Below are 15,867 nucleotides of genomic sequence, written 5' to 3' on the forward strand. Positions count from 1 at the left end.
GCGCCGCGCGGGATGGACGCGGTGCGGTCGTGCGGACGGGGGTCACCCGTGGGTGGCGCGCGTGCGTGATCGGGCCGTCAGGAACCGTCGGCGAGCGCCTTCTCCCAGGCGTCGGCCAGCCGTGAGACGCCCTCCCGGCGCTGCGCCTCGTCCAGCGAGGCGAAGGACAGCCGCAGCACGCGCGAGCCGTCCTCCTCGATGCAGAAGGGCGTACCGGGCACGATGGCCACGCCCCGCGCGAGCGCGTGCGCGTACAGCGCCTCGGAGCCGACCCGGGGGTCGGTCAGCCGGCACCAGAAGAAGAGGCCGCCGCGCGGCCGCTCGAAGTCCAGCCAGGGCAGGCGCTCGCGCAGCAGCGCCTCCATGTCCCGCGCCCGCCCGCCGTAGAGCGTGCGCAGTCCCGCCAGGTGGGCCGGCAGGAACTCCGGGTCCCCCAGCAGGTCGACGAGCAGGTACTGGCCGAAGGTGTTGGTCTGCAGGTCGCCGCACTGCTTGGCGGCGATCAGCTCCCCGATCAGATCGGCGGGCGCGACCAGGCCGGCCACCCGCAGGCCCGGGCAGACCGTCTTGGACAGGCTCATCAGCCGGACCACCCGGTCGCTGTGGACGTCGGTGGACGGCAGCCGGCCGCCCTCGAAGGCCAGGTCGCCGTACGGGTCGTCCTCGACCACCAGGAAGCCGTACCGCTCGGCCAGCGCGGCCAGGTGGCGGCGCCGCTCCGCGGAGAGGACCGCCCCGGTGGGGTTGTGGAAGTGCGGTACGACGTAGACCAGTTTGGGCCGGGCGCCGGCGGCCAGGCGCTCCTCCAGCACGTCGGTGCGCATGCCGTCCGCGTCCGCGGGCACCGGCAGCAGCCGGGCGCCGGCCCGCCGGAAGACCTGTACGGCGCCCAGGTAGCTGGGGTCGTCCAGCGCCACCTCGTCGCCCTCGTCGATGAGGGTCTGGGCGACGAGGTCGAGGCCCTGCTGGCTGCCGGCGGTGACCATCACCCGGTCGGGCGTGACGGGAGCGCCGGTCGCGGTGGCCCGCGCCGCGATCACCTCGAGCATCGGGGCGATGCCGTCCGTGGGGGCGTACTGGAGCGCCGGCACGGCGGAGCGGGCGAACAGCCGCTCGGTCGCCTCGGCGAGCCGGGCCACGGGGAAGCTGTCGGGCGCCGGGATGCCCCCGGCCATCGAGAGCACTCCGGGCGCGCCGGCGGCCGCCAGGATCCGGCTCACCGCGTCGGAGCGGCCCCAGCCGGTGCGGCGGGCGAGCAGTTCCCCGATGCCGCGGGCCGCCGGGGGCACCGTCGTCGCCGGGAGCGCCGTCATCGCCGGGAGCGCCGTCGTCGCCGTCGTGGCCGGGGTCGCCGGGGTCACGGGGGTCACCTTGCCTCCACCTTCCGCGGCTCCGCGCCGATCTGCGCCGGGAAGTCCTTCAGGCGCCACACCGGCGACTTCAGGACCACCAGGACCGCGGTCAGGAAGACCGCGGCCGTGACGAACAAGGTCTCCCGCAGCCCGATGAGGTCGCCGAGCCAGCCGCCCAGCAGGGCGCCGAGCGGGAGCGTCCCCCAGGAGACGAACCGGTAGCCGGCGTTCATCCGGCCCAGGAGGTGGTCCGGGGTCATGGACTGGCGCAGGGAGATGATGTGGATGTTGGCGATGGTGCCGCCCGCGCCGATCAGGGCGAAGGCGGCGACGAACAGGGCGATCGAGGGCGCACCGCCGTTCGCCGGGGCCGCCGGGATGGCCACGGGCGCCAGGCAGCACAGCAGCAGGGCCGCCAGGATGGCCGGGCCGAGCCCGATCCTGCGCTTGAGCCGCTGCGCGAACATCGAGCCGACCAGGGAGCCCACCGCGCCGGTGCCCAGCAGCAGGCCGATGCCCCCGGGCGAGATGCCGAGCGTGCGGGCCGCGTACAGCACGAACACCGTCTGGAGCGACATCCAGCACAGGTTGTACAGCCCGGACTGGAGGGCGCAGGCCCGCAGGTGGGCGCTGTCCCAGATGATCCGGACGCCCTGCTTGATGCTCGTGCGGATGCCGGTCCGCTCCTGCTGGGGCTCCGGCGCCGGTTCGGTGCGCCGTACCGCGAGCAGCGTGAGCACGGACACCAGGTACGAGATCCCGTTGATCAGCAGCGCGTAGGGGGCCGTGACCCAGCCGACGAGCAGGCCGGCCAGTCCGGGACCGCCGATCTGGGCCAGCGAACTGGTGCCCTGGAGCTTGCTGTTGCCCTCCACCAGGTGCTCCTTGCCGACCAGGGTCGGCAGGTACGACTGGTAGGAGACGTCGAAGACCACGGTCAGGGTGCCGACGAGCAGCGCGGCGACGTAGACGTACTCGATGCGCAGCAGGTCGAGCACGGCCAGCAGCGGTACCGCGCTGACCAGCAGCGCGCGCCCCACGTTGGCCATGATCATCAGGGGCCTGCGGCGCACCCGGTCGACCCAGACGCCGACCAGGAGGGTGACCATCAGGAACGGGGCGTAGGAGGCCGCGTTGACGAAGCCCACCTGCGAGGAGCTGGCGTCGAGCGTGAGCACCGCGGTGAGCGGCAGTGCCAGGGTCGTGACCTGGGCCCCGACCTGTGAGATCGCCTCCCCGGACCAGAACTTGAGGAATTCCGGGTCCCGCCAGAGCGTGGAGTTCCCGGCGCCGGCCGGGGGGCCGGCCGGCGCCTCCTCCAGCGCCTCGGCGGCTCCGTTCCCGATGTCGGTCACTTGGCTTCCACCACCCCGGCGGCCGGGTCGACGTGGAAGGCACAGCCGATCTGTGCGCCGCGCAGCATGCTGACGATGCCCACGGCCGGGTCGGTGACGCCGCGGGCCAGGGTGCCGGCGTAGCGCCCGTCGACCATCAGGGTCCCGTAGGCGACGGCCATGTCCTCGCAGCTCTCGCCGTCCTCGGAGAGGAACCGCTCGGTGGTCGGCAGCAGCCGGTGCTGCAGGACGAACGGGCCGTCCGTGGCCTGCCGCAGCTTGGCCACCCACTCCTTCTGGTCGGTGGTCCAGCCGGGGGTCACGCCGACGCCGCCGTAGAGCAGCGTGGGCTTGAGGACGAGGTGGTCCTTGTTGGCGATGGCGTAGGGCAGCAGGTCGATCTTCTCGCCGTCGAAGGTGACCTTCTCGTCGCGCACGAACCGGGTCCAGGGCAGGATCCGGTCGATCAGTTCGCGCTCCTCCTCGGTGAAGAACCCGCGGTTGCGCTCGTCGCTGAGCATCGCGAGGCTGCCCTTGTTGCCGTACAGCTCGCAGTCCAGCGGGGCGAACAGCTCGACGCGGCCGGCCTCGACGGCGTCGAGCAGCGGGTTGACGAGGTCGTAGGTGCGGGGCTCGTCCGGCATTTCGCCGGGCAGGAACATCCGGTAGACCACGTCGACCTTGCGGCCGCGGTGCAGGACGTTGCCGTCCTCGTACGCGAAGTCGCCGAGGTGGCAGACGACGGGCTCGAAGCCGAGCCGCTCGAAGGCCGGGACGACGAAGTCCATCCAGCACTTGGACTTCTCGAAGCCCTCGGGCCAGTCGGTGATGGCGAGCAGCGGGCGCAGGGCGCCTTCGAGGGAGGGCGCCTGGCGGCGCAGCACCTCGGTGATGCGGGCGAGCGGGTCGGGGTAGACCAGGCCCTCGGCGTCCGCGAACTTCACGAACTCCTCGTCCTGGACCAGGGCGCGGGCGAACTCGCCCATCTGCCAGCCGCCGAGCGAGGAGCCGGTGTTGAGCTCCATGACGCGGAAGCCGCCGGTCTCGCGGTACAGGTCGGCGCGGGAGAGCGGGGCGAGCTCGTCGGAGGAGCCCCGCAGGACCAGGTCGGCCTGGGTCGGGGACATTCCGACGGCCTTGGCGAAGGCGCGCAGGTCGCCGTCGAAGAGCCGGGCGGGCACCGCCTTCAGCAGTTCGAAGAGGCCGCCGAGGTCGTGCTCGAGGGTGGCGACGTCCGTGGCGCTGAGGAAGACGGGGCGGTTGAGGCCCTCGCCGCCGCCGGCGCCGGTGCGGAAGCGCTCCACGCCCCGGACGCCGGAGACGGTCATCCGCCGGGAGGTGCGCTCGTGGTCGAAGAAGCGGCGGGTCACGGCGTTCTCCACGCGGGCGCCCAGGCGGTGTGCGGCGACTCCGGAGACCTCGGTACGGGAGAGCTCCTCGGCCCGGTCCAGGGCGCGGCGGGTCCCGGCGGGGCTGTCGCTCACCGCGATGAGGGCCGCGGAGCGGGGGGTCAGGCCGCGCGGCGGGAGCAGCAGCTCGTCGCCGGGCTCCACCAGGGCGATCGCCTCGACCAGGTCCTCGACGTCCTCGGGCGCGGGCAGCACGACCCGGTCGACGGCTCCGTCGTAGGCCGGGTAGAGGAAGCGGACCTCGGCGCTCTTGGAGTGCGTCGGGGTGATGTCGGGGGTCTCCTCGAAGGCGATCCGGGCGGCGGCCAGGGGCAGGTCCACCCCGGTGGCCAGCTTGTTCAGGTGCGGGATGAGGTCGCCGCCGAGGCGGCCGTTGAGCTCGATCAGCCGGGGGCCGTCCGCGGCGACGCGCAGTTCGGTGTGGGTGACGCCGTAGTCGACGCCGGCCGCGCGGTGGGACCCCTGGACCAGTTCGGTGACGGCGTCCGCCCACGGCTCGTCGCGCCAGTCGGTGACGAGGTGGCCGACCTCCTCGAAGTACGGGTGGGCGCCCAGGCGCTTGCGGGCCACTGCCACCGGGGTGGCGACGCCGTCCACGACGACGCTGTCCACGCTGAGTTCGGGGCCTTCGACGAACTCCTCGATCAGGACGGAGGCGGTGGTGCCGGCGCCGCGCAGGCGGCTGGTGGAGGCGAGCTTGAAGGCCCGGCGCAGGCCGTCGACGTCGCGGGCCATCATGACGCCGAAGCTGCCGCCGAGGGTGCGGGGCTTGACGACCACGGGGAAGCCGATGGTCTCGGCGGCGGCGACGGCCTCGTCCTCGGTGGTGGCCGGGATGTAGCGGACGGCGGCCATGCCGGCGGCTTCCAGGGCCTGGCGGGTGGCGTACTTGTCGCGGCAGATGCGGGCGGCCGCGGGGTCCATGGACCGCATGCCCAGCTTCTTGGCGACCGAGGACACGGCGACGAGGGACCACTCGTCCCAGGTGACGATCGCGGCGTTCGCGACCTCGCCGCGCAGGTCGGCGACCGGTGCGTACAGCTTGGCGGCGTCCGTGGTGTCCGCGATCCGGTGGGTCTCCACGTAGCGGGCCTGCCAGGTGGGCGCCTCAGGCGCGACGAGCGTCACCTCGTAGTGCTGGGCGAGGGAGGCCAGGGCGTATTCGCGGTACTGGCGTATGCGGCTGCCGACGAGGATGACGCGCTGGCGTTCAGAGGTGAAGACCACGGTGTGTTCCTTTCCGATGCGGGGCGTGGTGCCTTGGCCCCGCCAAGACGGGGGGTGCTGGGGAGGGGCGCGCCGCGGGCTGGTCCGCGCGGCGCGCCGTGTGTCAGTTCTGCGGGTCGGGCGGGCCGGCGGCCGGTACGCAGGTCAGCCGGAAGCCGTTCGCGGCCTCGGTGATGGCCGCCTCGACCTCCCGGGTGGAGGGGCCGCGGAAGCGGAAGCGGGTGCCGACGTGCTCGTAGCCGCTGATCGCCGGGGCCACGTCGCCGACCGGGGTGTGCAGGACGGCGTACGGGAGGCGGCCCGGCCGGGGCGTGCCCACCCAGCCGGCGGCCTCCACCCGGCAGGGGGCGGGCACCGGCAGCGGGAGGAGCAGGTAGCCGCCGACCTCGCCGGTCTTCAGGGGCGGCAGGACCGGGGTCAGGCCGAGCTGGATGTCGACGGCGGCGGCCATCAGGTCGACGCCGTGGACGTCGCGCCAGGTGAAGGGGATCTCGCCGCCGCCCACCCGGGCCCCGCATTCGAGGAAGACCAGCGCGGGCCCGCCGTCGGGCGCCGCGGTGACGAAGGCCTCCAGGTGGAAGACCCACGGCCGGGTGCCGCCGAGGGCGGCGCCGACGGCCGCGGCGAAGGCCTCCGTGGCCTCCAGGAGCGCGGGGTCGTCCTCCTCCACGGAGCCGAGCCAGGTGCCCTGGGTGAAGTCGGCGCAGGTGCCGCCGACGTAGCGGGAGACCGTCCAGCTGCCCAGCGAATCGCCCTCCCACAGGCCGTCGATGTGCAGGATCGGCCCGTCCACGTAGCTCTGGACGAGGTACGGCTCCCCGGCCAGGGCGGCGGCCAGGCCCGCCACCTCGGCCACGTCCTCGGCGCGGTCCACCCGGACCACGCCCCGGCTGGCGGTGCCCCGGTGCGGTTTGACGACCACCGGCCAGCCGTGGGCTTCGCCGAAGTCGGTCACCGCGGCCGGGTCGGGCGCCGGGGCGAAGGCCGGTACGGGCAGCCCGGCGGCCGCCGCCGTGCGGCACATCGTCAGCTTGTCGCGGAAGACGGCCAGTTCGGCGGTGTGCTGGCCGGGGATCGCGAACTCCTCGCGGATCAGCGCGGCCGTGTCGAGGTCTCCCTCGTTGAGGGCGACGAGCCGGGCCGGGGTGCCGAAACGGGCGGCGAGGCCGGTGACGGCCGCGCGCACGGCGGGCAGGTCGTCGGTCAGCCCCACGGCGACGACCGCGGCGGCGGCCGGGGGCAGCGAGGCGCGGCCGAGCTCGGTGCTCACGTAGGTGACGTGGGCGGCGGCGTGGTCGAGGTAGTCGGTGTAGTGCGCGTGGGTGTCCCGCCAACGGTGCAGGACGAGGATGTGGGGGCGGTCGCCGTTCATGCGCTCCGGCCCTCCTCTCCCGGCTGCACGGCCGCGGCGGCCTCGGCGGTCTCGGGCACCTCGGAGGTCTCAGAGGTCTCGGCGGGCTGGGCGGTCTCGGCGGCGAGCCAGGGCAGGGCGGCCGTGGCCATCGTGCGGACGCCCACGGACAGCGCGGGTCCGGCGACGGGCGCGAAGGTGGACGAGTGGTTCTGCGGGAGGTCCTCCAGCCGGCCGGCCGCGAAGGCCTCGCCGAAGGCCTGCGGGTCGAGGCCGCCGTAGAACCAGTACACCGAGGGGACTCCGGCCGCGGTGGCGAGGAGTCCGAAGTCCTCGCTGGCGGTGGTCGGGCCCATGGTCATGACGGCGCCGGCCCCGAAGTGGTCGCGGTGGGCCTGGGCGACCCGCTCGGCGCTCGCCGTGTCGTTGACCGTCATCGGCAGGTGGTAGACGGAGGTGATCTCCGGGTCGGCGGTCGCTCCGGCGGCGGCCGACTCGGCGCGCGCCAGGCGCTCGATGGCCGCGAGCACCTTCTCGCGCACCGGGGCGGAGCTGGTGCGGACGTTGATGCCGAGCTCGGCGGTGTCGGGTATGACCGCGGCGGTGGTGCCGGCCTGCAGCTTGCCGACGGTGAGCACCACCGGTTCCTGGGCGGCGACCTCGCGGGAGACCACCGTCTGGAGCCGCAGCACCAGGGAGGCGGCCATGACCACCGGGTCCACCGCGGCCTCGGGCTTGGAGCCGTGGCCGCCGCGCCCGAAGAGCTTGACGGTGATGGAGTCGGTGGCGCCCATGACCGTGCCGGGCAGGGTCGCGACGAGTCCGACCGGGCCGGGTCCCACGTGCGAGCCGAGGATGACGTCGGGGCGCGGGAACCGCTCGAAGAGGCCGTCCTCGACCATCTCGCGGGCGCCGTAGCCGCTCTCCTCGCCCGGCTGGAAGACGGCGACGACGGTGCCCCGCCAGGCCTCCCGGTTGCGGGCGAACAGCTCGCAGGTCCCGATCAGGGCGGCCACGTGCAGATCGTGTCCGCAGGCGTGCATCACCGGCACCTCGGCGCCCGTGTCGTCGGTGGCGGTCTCCGTGCTCGCGTACGGCAGTCCGGTGGCCTCCTTGACGGGCAGCGCGTCCATGTCGGCGCGCAGCATGGCCACGGGTCCGTCGCCGTTGCGGAGAACGGCGACCACGCCGGTGCGGCCGACGCCGGTGGTGATCTCCCAGCCGCCCTGGGCGGCCAGCCGCTCGGCGACGAGCGCGGCGGTCCGCTTCTCCTGGAAGGCGAGTTCGGGGTGTGCGTGCAGTTCGCGATAGTCGGCTTCAAGGGCCGGCATCAGCGAGTCGAGACCATCGAGCAGTGCAGTCATGGCGTCCTTCTCAGACATGAGGGGTTACGGAGGACGTGGGGTGCTCGCGTACACCCCATGAGGCGGCCAGCGCCGCCGCGGCGGTGAGTGCGGGCCACCACGGCAGCCAGTCGTTGTGCCCTGCCGAGCGCAGCAGCTCCGCGAGCATCGGGAAGGTGCCGCCGAAGAGGCTGATCGCGGCCGCGGTGGGCAGGCCCACCGCCACGGCGCGCACGGCCGTCGGGAACATCCGGCCGGCGAAGACGTTGCTCACGGCGAGCGGCAGGCCCAGCAGGAAGAGCAGGACCACGGTGACCAGTTGGACGGGCACCCGGCCGGAGGTCATGGCCGCCAGCAGCGGGACGGTGCCCAGGGCGAGCCCGGCGAAGCCGGTGCGCAGGACGGGCAGGGCGCCGAACCGGTCCGCGGCCTTGCCGCCGCCGAGCATCGCGGCCAGCAGGGCCGCCATGCCCAGCAGCAGGGCCGCGGAGGTCTCCTCCTTGGTGGCGGCGCCCGCGCTGGCCGCGTAGGACGGGAAGTCGACGGTGACGAAGTAGAAGGCGGTGGTGGCGCCGGAGGTGATGGCGAACACCACGGCGAGGCTTCCGAGGTGGGAGCGGAGCACCGGCCAGGGGCTCGGCGCCTTGGCGGCGGCGGCCGTGAAGGCGGCGCTCTCCGCCGCGCCGCGCCGGATCCACAGGGCGGTGAGGCCGAGCAGGCCGCCGAAGACGAAGCCGTAGCGCCAGCCGCCGTCCTCGACCCCGCTCTCCCCGAACACCCCGAGCAGGACGTTCATCACGATGAAGGACAGCGCGCTGCCCAGCACCACGCCCGCGTAGGAGACGGCGCTGTAGAAGTAGCGCCGCCCGGCCGGGGCGGTCTCGGTGACGTACGCGGCCACGCTCGGGTTCTCCGCTCCCACCGAGAGCCCCTGCACCAGCCGGGCGCCGACCACCAGGAGCGGGGCGGCCAGGCCGATGGAGGCGTATCCGGGTACGACGGCCAGGAGCAGGGAGCCGGCCGCGATGAGGCCGACGGTGAGGGTCAGTCCGTAGCGCCGGCCGCGGGTGTCGGTGAGGCGGCCGATGAGCACGCTGCCCAGGGGCCGGACCAGGAAGCCGAGGGCGAAGCCCAGGTAGGCGGCGATGAGTTTGGCGGTGGGCGAGGAGCCGGGGAAGAGCGCCTCGGCGAAGTAGGGGGCCAGGATGCCGTAGATGGTCCAGTCGTAGGCCTCGACCACCGAGCCGACGGTGGCGGCGGCCAGTTCCCTGCGGGGCCGCCGGGCCGCCGCGGGGACGGTGCCCGTCTGCGCGGGGGCGGTGTCCGCCGCCGCGGGGACGGTGCCCGCCGCGGCGCCGGCCGCCGGTAAGCCGACTTGCTCAGTGCTGGTCATCTGTCACTCCGTAGACCCTGATCAATGTGTCGTCCGGGCCGGGGAACGGCACGGCGTGCAGCCGGACCCCGGTCGCCGGGAGTTCCTCCAGGCCGGTCAGGCCCGTGAGGGCGGGCAGGCCGGCGGCGGCGAGTGCCCGCGCCACCGGTCCGTCGCCCTGCCGGCTGTCGGTCGCCACGAGGGCCGCGCCCTGCCCGGCGAGCAGTTCCACCGCGTCCTCGGTGAGGTACGGGCCGTCCTGGCGGCCGGTCTGCACCACGACGGCGTGTCCGGCGAGGTCGAAGGGGGCCAGCGCGAGCCGGTCGGCGACCGGCCGCCCGGCTCCGAGGAGTCGCAGCAGGACCACGGGCAGGTCCACCAGGCCGGCCAGGGCCGGTGCGCCGCCGCCGGGAGCCGCGGGCCAGGCGGCCCTGGTCGCGGGGCCGGTCAGGTCGGCGGTGCGGCGGCCCGAGCCGGGGGCGGCGGTGTGGCGGGAGCCCTTGTGCGGCTCCTGGAGCAGCTCCCGGCGCGTGATCTTCGTGCTGCCGACCATCAGCAGTCCGAGGTGGCGCACCAGCAGTTCGCCGAGCTCCCCGTCGGCGATGTCGTCACCGGGGATGTCCAGCCGGAATCCCTGGGTCTGCAAGGCGCCGCCGTTGCTGAAGACGACCTCCGCGTCGAAGTCGACCCGCCACTGACCGCTGCTCGTTCCCGTGGTCATGTCCCTGTCCTCGCGTTCGTGGATCCGCCGTTCGCGGATCCGTGCCCTGTCGTGCCGAACCGGCCGTTGCCGCTCAGGCGCAGTCGATCAGAGCTTTCTCCAGAGCCGCCGCCATCTCGTGGATCTCGCCCTCGGTGATGATCAGTGGCGGCAGGAGGCGGAGCACGGCGCCGTGGCGGCCGCCGCTCTCCAGCAGCAGCCCGTGATCCAGGCAGGCCCGCTTGACGCGCTTGGCGCGGGCTCCGTCGGCGGGCAGGGCGCCGAGCGCGTCGGCCCGGCCGAGCGGGTCCACGATCTCGATGCCCCACATCAGGCCCCGGCCGCGGACCTGGCCGATCTCGGGGTGGACCGCGGCGAGGCGGCCCAGCAGTTCCGCGATCAACTCGCCCTTGGCGACGGCCTTCTCGATCAGGCCCTCGGACTCCGTGACCCGCATGGCGGCGAGTCCGGCGACGAGCGCGATCTGGTTGCCGCGGAAGGTGCCCGCGTGGGCGCCGGGCGACCAGGAGTCGTACTTGCCGTGGTAGAGCAGCATCGACAGCGGGAAGCCGCCGCCGGCCGCCTTGGAGACCAGTACGGCGTCCGGCTCGATCCCGGACTCCTCGAAGGCCCACATGGTGCCGGTGCGCCCGAAGCCCGCCTGGATCTCGTCCAGGACCAGCGGGATGTCCAGCCGGGCGGTGATCTCCCGCAGCCCCCGCAGCCAGGCCGGCGGCGCGGGGATGACCCCGCCCTCGCCCTGGACCGCCTCGACGAAGACGGCGGCCGGCTTGGTGATGCCGCTCTCCGGGTCGGTGAGCAGCCGCTCGATGTAGGTCAGGCCGGCCCGGACGCCCGCCTCGCCGCCGATGCCGAACGGGCAGCGGTAGTCGTAGGGGTAGGGCAGGTGGTGGACGTCCGGCATGAGGGAGGGCACGGCCTCCTTGGCGCCCAGGTTGCCGGTGAGCGCGAGCGCCCCCGCCGTCATCCCGTGGTAGGCGCCGTGGAAGGACAGCACCGTCCGGCGGCCCGTCGCGGTCTTGAACAGCTTGATGGCCGCCTCGGTGGCGTCGGTGCCCGCGGGCCCGCAGAACTGCGTCTTGAAGTGGTCGGCCATGGTGCCGGGCAGCCGTGCGTACAGGGCCTGGAGGTACTCGTACTTGGCGGGGGTGGTCAGGTCCAGCGCCTGCTGGACCTGACCGGAGGAGAGGTACCGCGCGACCTCGCGCAGCACCTCGGGGTGGTTGTGCCCCAGGGCGAGGGTGCCCGCCGCGGCGAGGCAGTCGAGGTACTCGCGGCCGTGTCCGTCACGGATCCGCGCGCCGCGGCCCTCGGTGAGGATCTGGCCGAAGGCGTTGGCGTAGGTCCGGGCGCCCGACTCGCGCTCCTTGACGAAGGCGTACATGTCGTCCGGCGTGAGGGTGGTCACGTCTTCACTTCCTCAGGTGTGAGCGGGCGTCGGCGACCATGACCTGACCGAGGGCGATCCCTCCGTCGTTGGTCGGCACGAGCCGCTGGACGTAGGTGTCGAAACCGTCGGCGGTCAGCCCGGTCAGACAGTTGAGCAGCAGGAATTCGTTGAGGAACACGCCTCCGGAGAGGGCGACCTGGTTGACCCCGGTCTCCTCCCGCAGGGCCTTGCAGCGCTCCCGGACCATCTCGACGACGGCCGTGTGGAACCTGCGGCTGATCCGATCCGTGGGCAGTCCGGCGGCGATGTCGGCGGCCATGGCCCGGATCACGGGCCGCGGGTCCACCTCGGTGAGGCCGTCCGCCGCGTAGGCGCCGAAGCGGTACTCCGGCCCCTCCTCCCGGGTCGCGTCGCGGCCCAGGAGTCCTTCCAGTTCGATCGGGCCCTGTGCCTCGTACTCGGCTTTGGCGCACACTCCGGCCAGGGCGGCGGCCCCGTCGAAGAGGCGGCCCATGCTGGAGGTCGGCGGGGAGTTGATGCCGCGGGCCGCCATGGTCGCGAAGACCTGGCGCCGCTGTGCGTCGAGGGTGGCGAGGGCGGGGAAGCCGGCCAGGGCCCGGTCCTGGTCCCCGTCGAAGGCGTCGAGGGCGAGGGCGTACCCCGTGCGGATGGGTTCGCGCACGGCCTGGTCCCCGCCGATCAGCGGCAGTCCGCGCATCCGGCCGACGCGGCGGAAGGAGGCGAAGTCCCCGAGGAGGAACTCCCCGCCCCACACCGTGCCGTCCTCGCCGTAGCCGAAGCCGTCGAATATGACGCCGAGGGTGGTGCCGCTCACGTGGTTCTCCGCCATGCAGGAGGCCATGTGCGCGTGGTGGTGCTGGACTTCCACGGTGGGGCCGGCCGGGCCCGTGCCGTCGTCGTCCAGGGCGGCGCGGGTGGAGCGGAACTGCGGGTGCATGTCGTGCGCGGTGATCTCCGGCTTCAGCGCGTAGAGCTGTGCGAGGTGCCGGGCGGTGCGGTGGTGCGCGGCGAAGGTCTCGTCGTTCTTGAGGTCGCCGATGTGCTGGCTGAGGAAGACCCGGGAGCCGTTGGTGAGGGCGACGGTCGTCTTCAGCTCGGCTCCGAGGGCGACCACGGGGGCGACCTCGCGGCCGACGTCCACCGGGTAGGGGGCGTAGCCGCGGGCCCGCCGGATGAACTGGAGGAGCGGCTTGTCGAGTTCGGGGTGGGCCGAGAGGCGGACGACCGAGTCGTCCACGCGGATCTCGATGTCGCGGTCGTGGTAGAGGATGACGTCCGCGATCTCGAAGAGCTGCTCCAGCGCCTCCTCGTTGCGGTAGGCGATGGGGTAGCCGGAGATGTTGCCGCTGGTGGCGACGAGGGCCTCGAGGCCGGGCTCGTCCAGCAGCAGGTGGTGGTGGGGTGCCGACGGCAGCATGATCCCCAGGTTGGGGTTGCGCGGCGCCACCGACTCCGGGAGGGAGCCGGGGCGCTTGCGCGCCAGCAGGATCGGCCGGGCCGGCGAGCGCAGGATGTCGATCTCCTCTTCGGAGAGGTCCACGAGGCCCTGCGCCGTGACGAGGTCGCGGACCATCACCGCGAAGGGCTTGGAGTCGCGGCGCTTGCGGCTGCGCAGCAGGGCCACGGCCTCCGCGTTCGTCGCGTCCACCACGAGGTGGAAGCCGCCGACGCTCTTCATGGCCGCGATCCCGCCGTCCGCGAGCACCCGGGCGGCCCCCAGGAGGGCCTCGTCCCCTTCGGCCGTGTTCCCCTCGCGGTCCTGGAGCACCAGCCGGGGGCCGCAGTCCGGGCACGCGTTGGGCTGCGCGTGGTAGCGCCGGTCCATGGGGTCTTCGTACTCGTTCTTGCAGTCCGCGCACATGGTGAAGGAGGCCATGGTGGTCATCGGACGGTCGTACGGCAGGTCCTGGATGATGGAGTACCGGGGCCCGCAGTTGGTGCAGTTGATGAAGGGGTAGCGGTGCCGGCGGTCCTTCGGGTCCCGAAGTTCCGCCTGGCAGTCGCCACACACGTGGGTGTCCGCCGGGAGCAGCGCGGACCGGGCTCCGGTGTGCTCGCTGTGCACGATGGTGAACGGGCCGGGGGGCACGCTCCCCGGGGCCAGGTCCCGGGTGGGACGGACTTCGTCCACCCGGGCGAGCTCGGGGGCGCGGCCGCTCAGGCCGGCCGCGAACTCCTCCAGGGCGGCGACCGGTCCGGACGCCTCCACCAGCACGCCCTCGGGGTCGTTGCGGACCCAGCCGGACAGGCCGAGTTCGCGGGCCAGCTTGTAGACGAAGGGCCGGTAGCCGACGCCCTGGACCACGCCGGTGACGCGGATGCGCCACTCCTCCGTGCACACTGCGGGCTCTGCGCTCTGATCGATGCTCATGGCGGTCTCCCCGGCCCTTCTCAGCAGAGCCGGGGGAGCTCTGCGCCGAGCAGCTCCTCCAGCTGGGTCTCGCGACCCTCCTTGTCGCGCAGCAGGACCAGGCCCTCGGTGTCCTCGGAGATCTCGCCGATGGTCACCGCGTGCTTGCCGTAGGGCAGGGAGCGCAGGGCGGCCAGCACCTCGGCCTCGGCCTCCGGGTCCACGAAGACCGCCAGGCAGCCCTCGTTGGCGCAGTGGAGGGGGTTGATGCCGAGCATGTCGGCGGCCATCGCGGTCTCGTGCTGGATGGGCAGGTCGTCCTGGGCGACGCGGATGGTGCGGCCGAGCTTGTGGGCGTACTCGTGGAGCACCGCCGTCAGGCCGCCGCGGGTGACGTCGCGCATCGAGCGGACGGCGCCGGCGGGGACGGTGGAGAGCACCGTTTCGACGAGGCCGTTGAGCGGGGCGCAGTCGCTGTCCACGCGCTGTTCGAAGCCGAGGCCCTCGCGGATGGAGAGCAGGTGGACGGTGTGGTTGCCGATGGGGCCGCTGAGGATCACCTTGTCGCCGGGGCGCACGTCGGTCATGGTGAGCGGCTCGCGCTCGAAGACCCCGACGCCCGCGGTGTTGAGGTAGATCTGGTCGGCCTCGCCCTTGCGGACGACCTTGGTGTCACCTCCGACGATCTGTACGTCGGCCTCGCGGGCGGTGTCGCGGATCGACTCCAGGACCTGGACGAGCTTGGGTATGGGCAGCCCGGTCTCCAGGATCATGCCGAGGGTGAGGTACTTGGGCCGGGCGCCCGCCACGGCCAGGTCGTTGACGGTGCCGCAGACCGCGATCTTCCCGATGTCCCCGTTGCCGAAGAACGGCGGGTCGATCACGAAGGAGTCGGTGGTCATCGCGATGCGGTCGCCCTCGATCTTGAGGACCGCACTGTCCTCCATGATGCCGACGTACACGTCGCCGAGGGTCTGTGCGATCAGCTGGACCAGGTCCTGGCTGAGCTTCGCGCCGGTGCCGTGGTCGAGAACGATGTACTGGGTGGGGTCCACGCTCGTGGTCATGCCGGTTCCTTTGCGGAGAGGGGCTGCGTCGAGTGGGGCGCGGTCACGGGGTCTTGATGTTCTTGCGGGGCAGACCGCCCTCGGCGTCCAGGACGCGCAGGACCTCGGAGGAGTCGGTCACGGTGGCGCAGTAGCCCTCGAGCCAGTCCAGGGCGCGCTGCTTGTCGTCCAGGCGGGCCGAGACGACGCAGTCGGACGGGACCCAGATGTTGTAGCCGCGGAAGAAGGCGTCGGCGGCGGTGGTCTGGACGCAGATCTGCGTCTGCATGCCGGTGATCAGGACGGTGTCGACGCCGAGGGCCTGGAGGCGCTCGTGCAGGTCGGTCTCGTAGAAGCCCGAGTCCTTGCTCTTCTCCATGACGACGTCCTCGGGGGCGAGGAACGCCTCGATGACGTCGGCGCCGTGGGTGCCGCGGGTGACCGGGAGGTAGCCGTCGTAGCGCTCGGCGTTCGGGTCGTCCGGGTCGTTGACCAGCTGCAGGTGGAAGATGTGGTGGCCGCGGCGGCGCATCTCGTCGAGGAACCCGGTGAAGTGCGGGGTCGCGGCCTCGACGGCGGCGACGCGCTCGGGGTTCTTCTCGACCAGTTCGTACTGGAGGTCGTTGGTGAGGACGGCGATCTTCGACATGGCTGTGCCCTTCGGTGGACCGGTGTGTCGGATGGACCCGGCCGGGGGCGTGCGGAAGCGCGCTCTGCCGGGGTGGGTGCGCGGGGTGCGGGGCGGGGCGCGGCGGGCGCCGCGTGGGCGCGGCCGTCGGGCCGCTGCCCGTGGGGAGGAGGGGATCCGCCCGCCGGTGGCGGGGCGTTGGCGGTGGCACCGTGCCGGGCGGCCCCGATGGGGCGCCGACGGCCGGGAGGGGCGCTCGGAGGCGCGTCAGGTGTGGTGCGAGTGCGCCGCGAGGGTGCGCGGGGCGGCGCGGGGGTGTGCCC

11 protein-coding genes are annotated in these 15,867 nt (G+C 73.3%); all 11 read right to left on the reverse strand.

Annotated elements, in window-relative coordinates:
* Positions 1–77: 77 nt before the first annotated feature.
* The gene (locus DRB89_RS02730) at positions 78–1,370 is read right to left on the reverse strand and encodes a PLP-dependent aminotransferase family protein (protein WP_204357644.1); all 1,293 of its coding nucleotides are present in this window, start codon (positions 1,368–1,370) and stop codon (positions 78–80) included.
* A complete protein-coding gene (locus DRB89_RS02735) occupies positions 1,367–2,707 on the reverse strand; it encodes an MFS transporter (protein ID WP_162688451.1) in 1,341 nt (446 codons plus the stop codon). Before DRB89_RS02735 ends, DRB89_RS02730 begins: the two co-directional genes overlap by 4 nt.
* Positions 2,704–5,322, reverse strand: coding sequence for an ATP-grasp domain-containing protein (locus DRB89_RS02740; protein WP_112447119.1), 2,619 nt, complete (start codon positions 5,320–5,322; stop codon positions 2,704–2,706). Before DRB89_RS02740 ends, DRB89_RS02735 begins: the two co-directional genes overlap by 4 nt.
* 103 nt (positions 5,323–5,425) lie before the next feature.
* The gene (locus DRB89_RS02745; RefSeq protein ID WP_112447121.1) at positions 5,426–6,694 is read right to left on the reverse strand and encodes a biotin carboxylase; all 1,269 of its coding nucleotides are present in this window, start codon (positions 6,692–6,694) and stop codon (positions 5,426–5,428) included.
* Complete coding sequence (locus DRB89_RS02750) at positions 6,691–8,037, reverse strand: amidohydrolase (RefSeq protein ID WP_204357645.1); 1,347 nt, start codon at positions 8,035–8,037, stop codon at positions 6,691–6,693. The genes DRB89_RS02745 and DRB89_RS02750 overlap by 4 nt, the downstream gene beginning before the upstream one ends.
* A 10-nt stretch (positions 8,038–8,047) precedes the next feature.
* Positions 8,048–9,409, reverse strand: a complete 1,362-nt coding sequence (locus tag DRB89_RS02755; protein ID WP_112447125.1) for an MFS transporter — start codon at positions 9,407–9,409, stop codon at positions 8,048–8,050.
* Positions 9,396–10,109 (reverse strand): cyclase family protein, encoded by a 714-nt coding sequence (locus DRB89_RS02760; protein ID WP_112447127.1) that lies wholly within the window; start codon positions 10,107–10,109, stop codon positions 9,396–9,398. The genes DRB89_RS02755 and DRB89_RS02760 overlap by 14 nt, the downstream gene beginning before the upstream one ends.
* Positions 10,110–10,182: 73 nt before the next feature.
* Positions 10,183–11,517 carry a diaminobutyrate--2-oxoglutarate transaminase family protein gene (locus DRB89_RS02765; RefSeq protein WP_204357646.1) on the reverse strand — a complete coding sequence of 445 codons (1,335 nt, stop codon included), beginning with the start codon at positions 11,515–11,517 and terminating at the stop codon, positions 10,183–10,185.
* Positions 11,518–11,521: 4 nt separating this feature from the next.
* Positions 11,522–13,891 carry a carbamoyltransferase HypF gene (hypF, locus tag DRB89_RS02770; protein WP_204357647.1) on the reverse strand — a complete coding sequence of 790 codons (2,370 nt, stop codon included), beginning with the start codon at positions 13,889–13,891 and terminating at the stop codon, positions 11,522–11,524.
* A 20-nt stretch (positions 13,892–13,911) separates the two neighbouring features.
* Complete coding sequence (gene hypE / locus DRB89_RS02775) at positions 13,912–14,937, reverse strand: hydrogenase expression/formation protein HypE (RefSeq protein WP_112447130.1); 1,026 nt, start codon at positions 14,935–14,937, stop codon at positions 13,912–13,914.
* A gap of 43 nt (positions 14,938–14,980) precedes the next feature.
* The gene (locus DRB89_RS02780) at positions 14,981–15,565 is read right to left on the reverse strand and encodes an isochorismatase family cysteine hydrolase (RefSeq protein ID WP_112447131.1); all 585 of its coding nucleotides are present in this window, start codon (positions 15,563–15,565) and stop codon (positions 14,981–14,983) included.
* Between the last annotated feature and the right edge of the window lie 302 nt (positions 15,566–15,867).

The sequence above is a fragment of the Streptomyces sp. ICC4 genome (assembly GCF_003287915.1).
Classification (GTDB): Bacteria; Actinomycetota; Actinomycetes; order Streptomycetales; family Streptomycetaceae; genus Streptomyces; species Streptomyces tritrimontium.

What these genes read in the sequence shown, in the direction of transcription:
- hypE (WP_112447130.1), bottom strand. Translation starts at nt 14,937, where the DNA reads ATGACCACGAGCGTGGACCCCACCCAGTACATCGTTCTCGACCACGGC.
- DRB89_RS02755 (WP_112447125.1), bottom strand. Translation starts at nt 9,409, where the DNA reads ATGACCAGCACTGAGCAAGTCGGCTTACCGGCGGCCGGCGCCGCGGCG.
- DRB89_RS02750 (WP_204357645.1), bottom strand. Translation starts at nt 8,037, where the DNA reads ATGACTGCACTGCTCGATGGTCTCGACTCGCTGATGCCGGCCCTTGAA.
- DRB89_RS02745 (WP_112447121.1), bottom strand. Translation starts at nt 6,694, where the DNA reads ATGAACGGCGACCGCCCCCACATCCTCGTCCTGCACCGTTGGCGGGAC.
- hypF (WP_204357647.1), bottom strand. Translation starts at nt 13,891, where the DNA reads ATGAGCATCGATCAGAGCGCAGAGCCCGCAGTGTGCACGGAGGAGTGG.
- DRB89_RS02760 (WP_112447127.1), bottom strand. Translation starts at nt 10,109, where the DNA reads ATGACCACGGGAACGAGCAGCGGTCAGTGGCGGGTCGACTTCGACGCG.
- DRB89_RS02780 (WP_112447131.1), bottom strand. Translation starts at nt 15,565, where the DNA reads ATGTCGAAGATCGCCGTCCTCACCAACGACCTCCAGTACGAACTGGTC.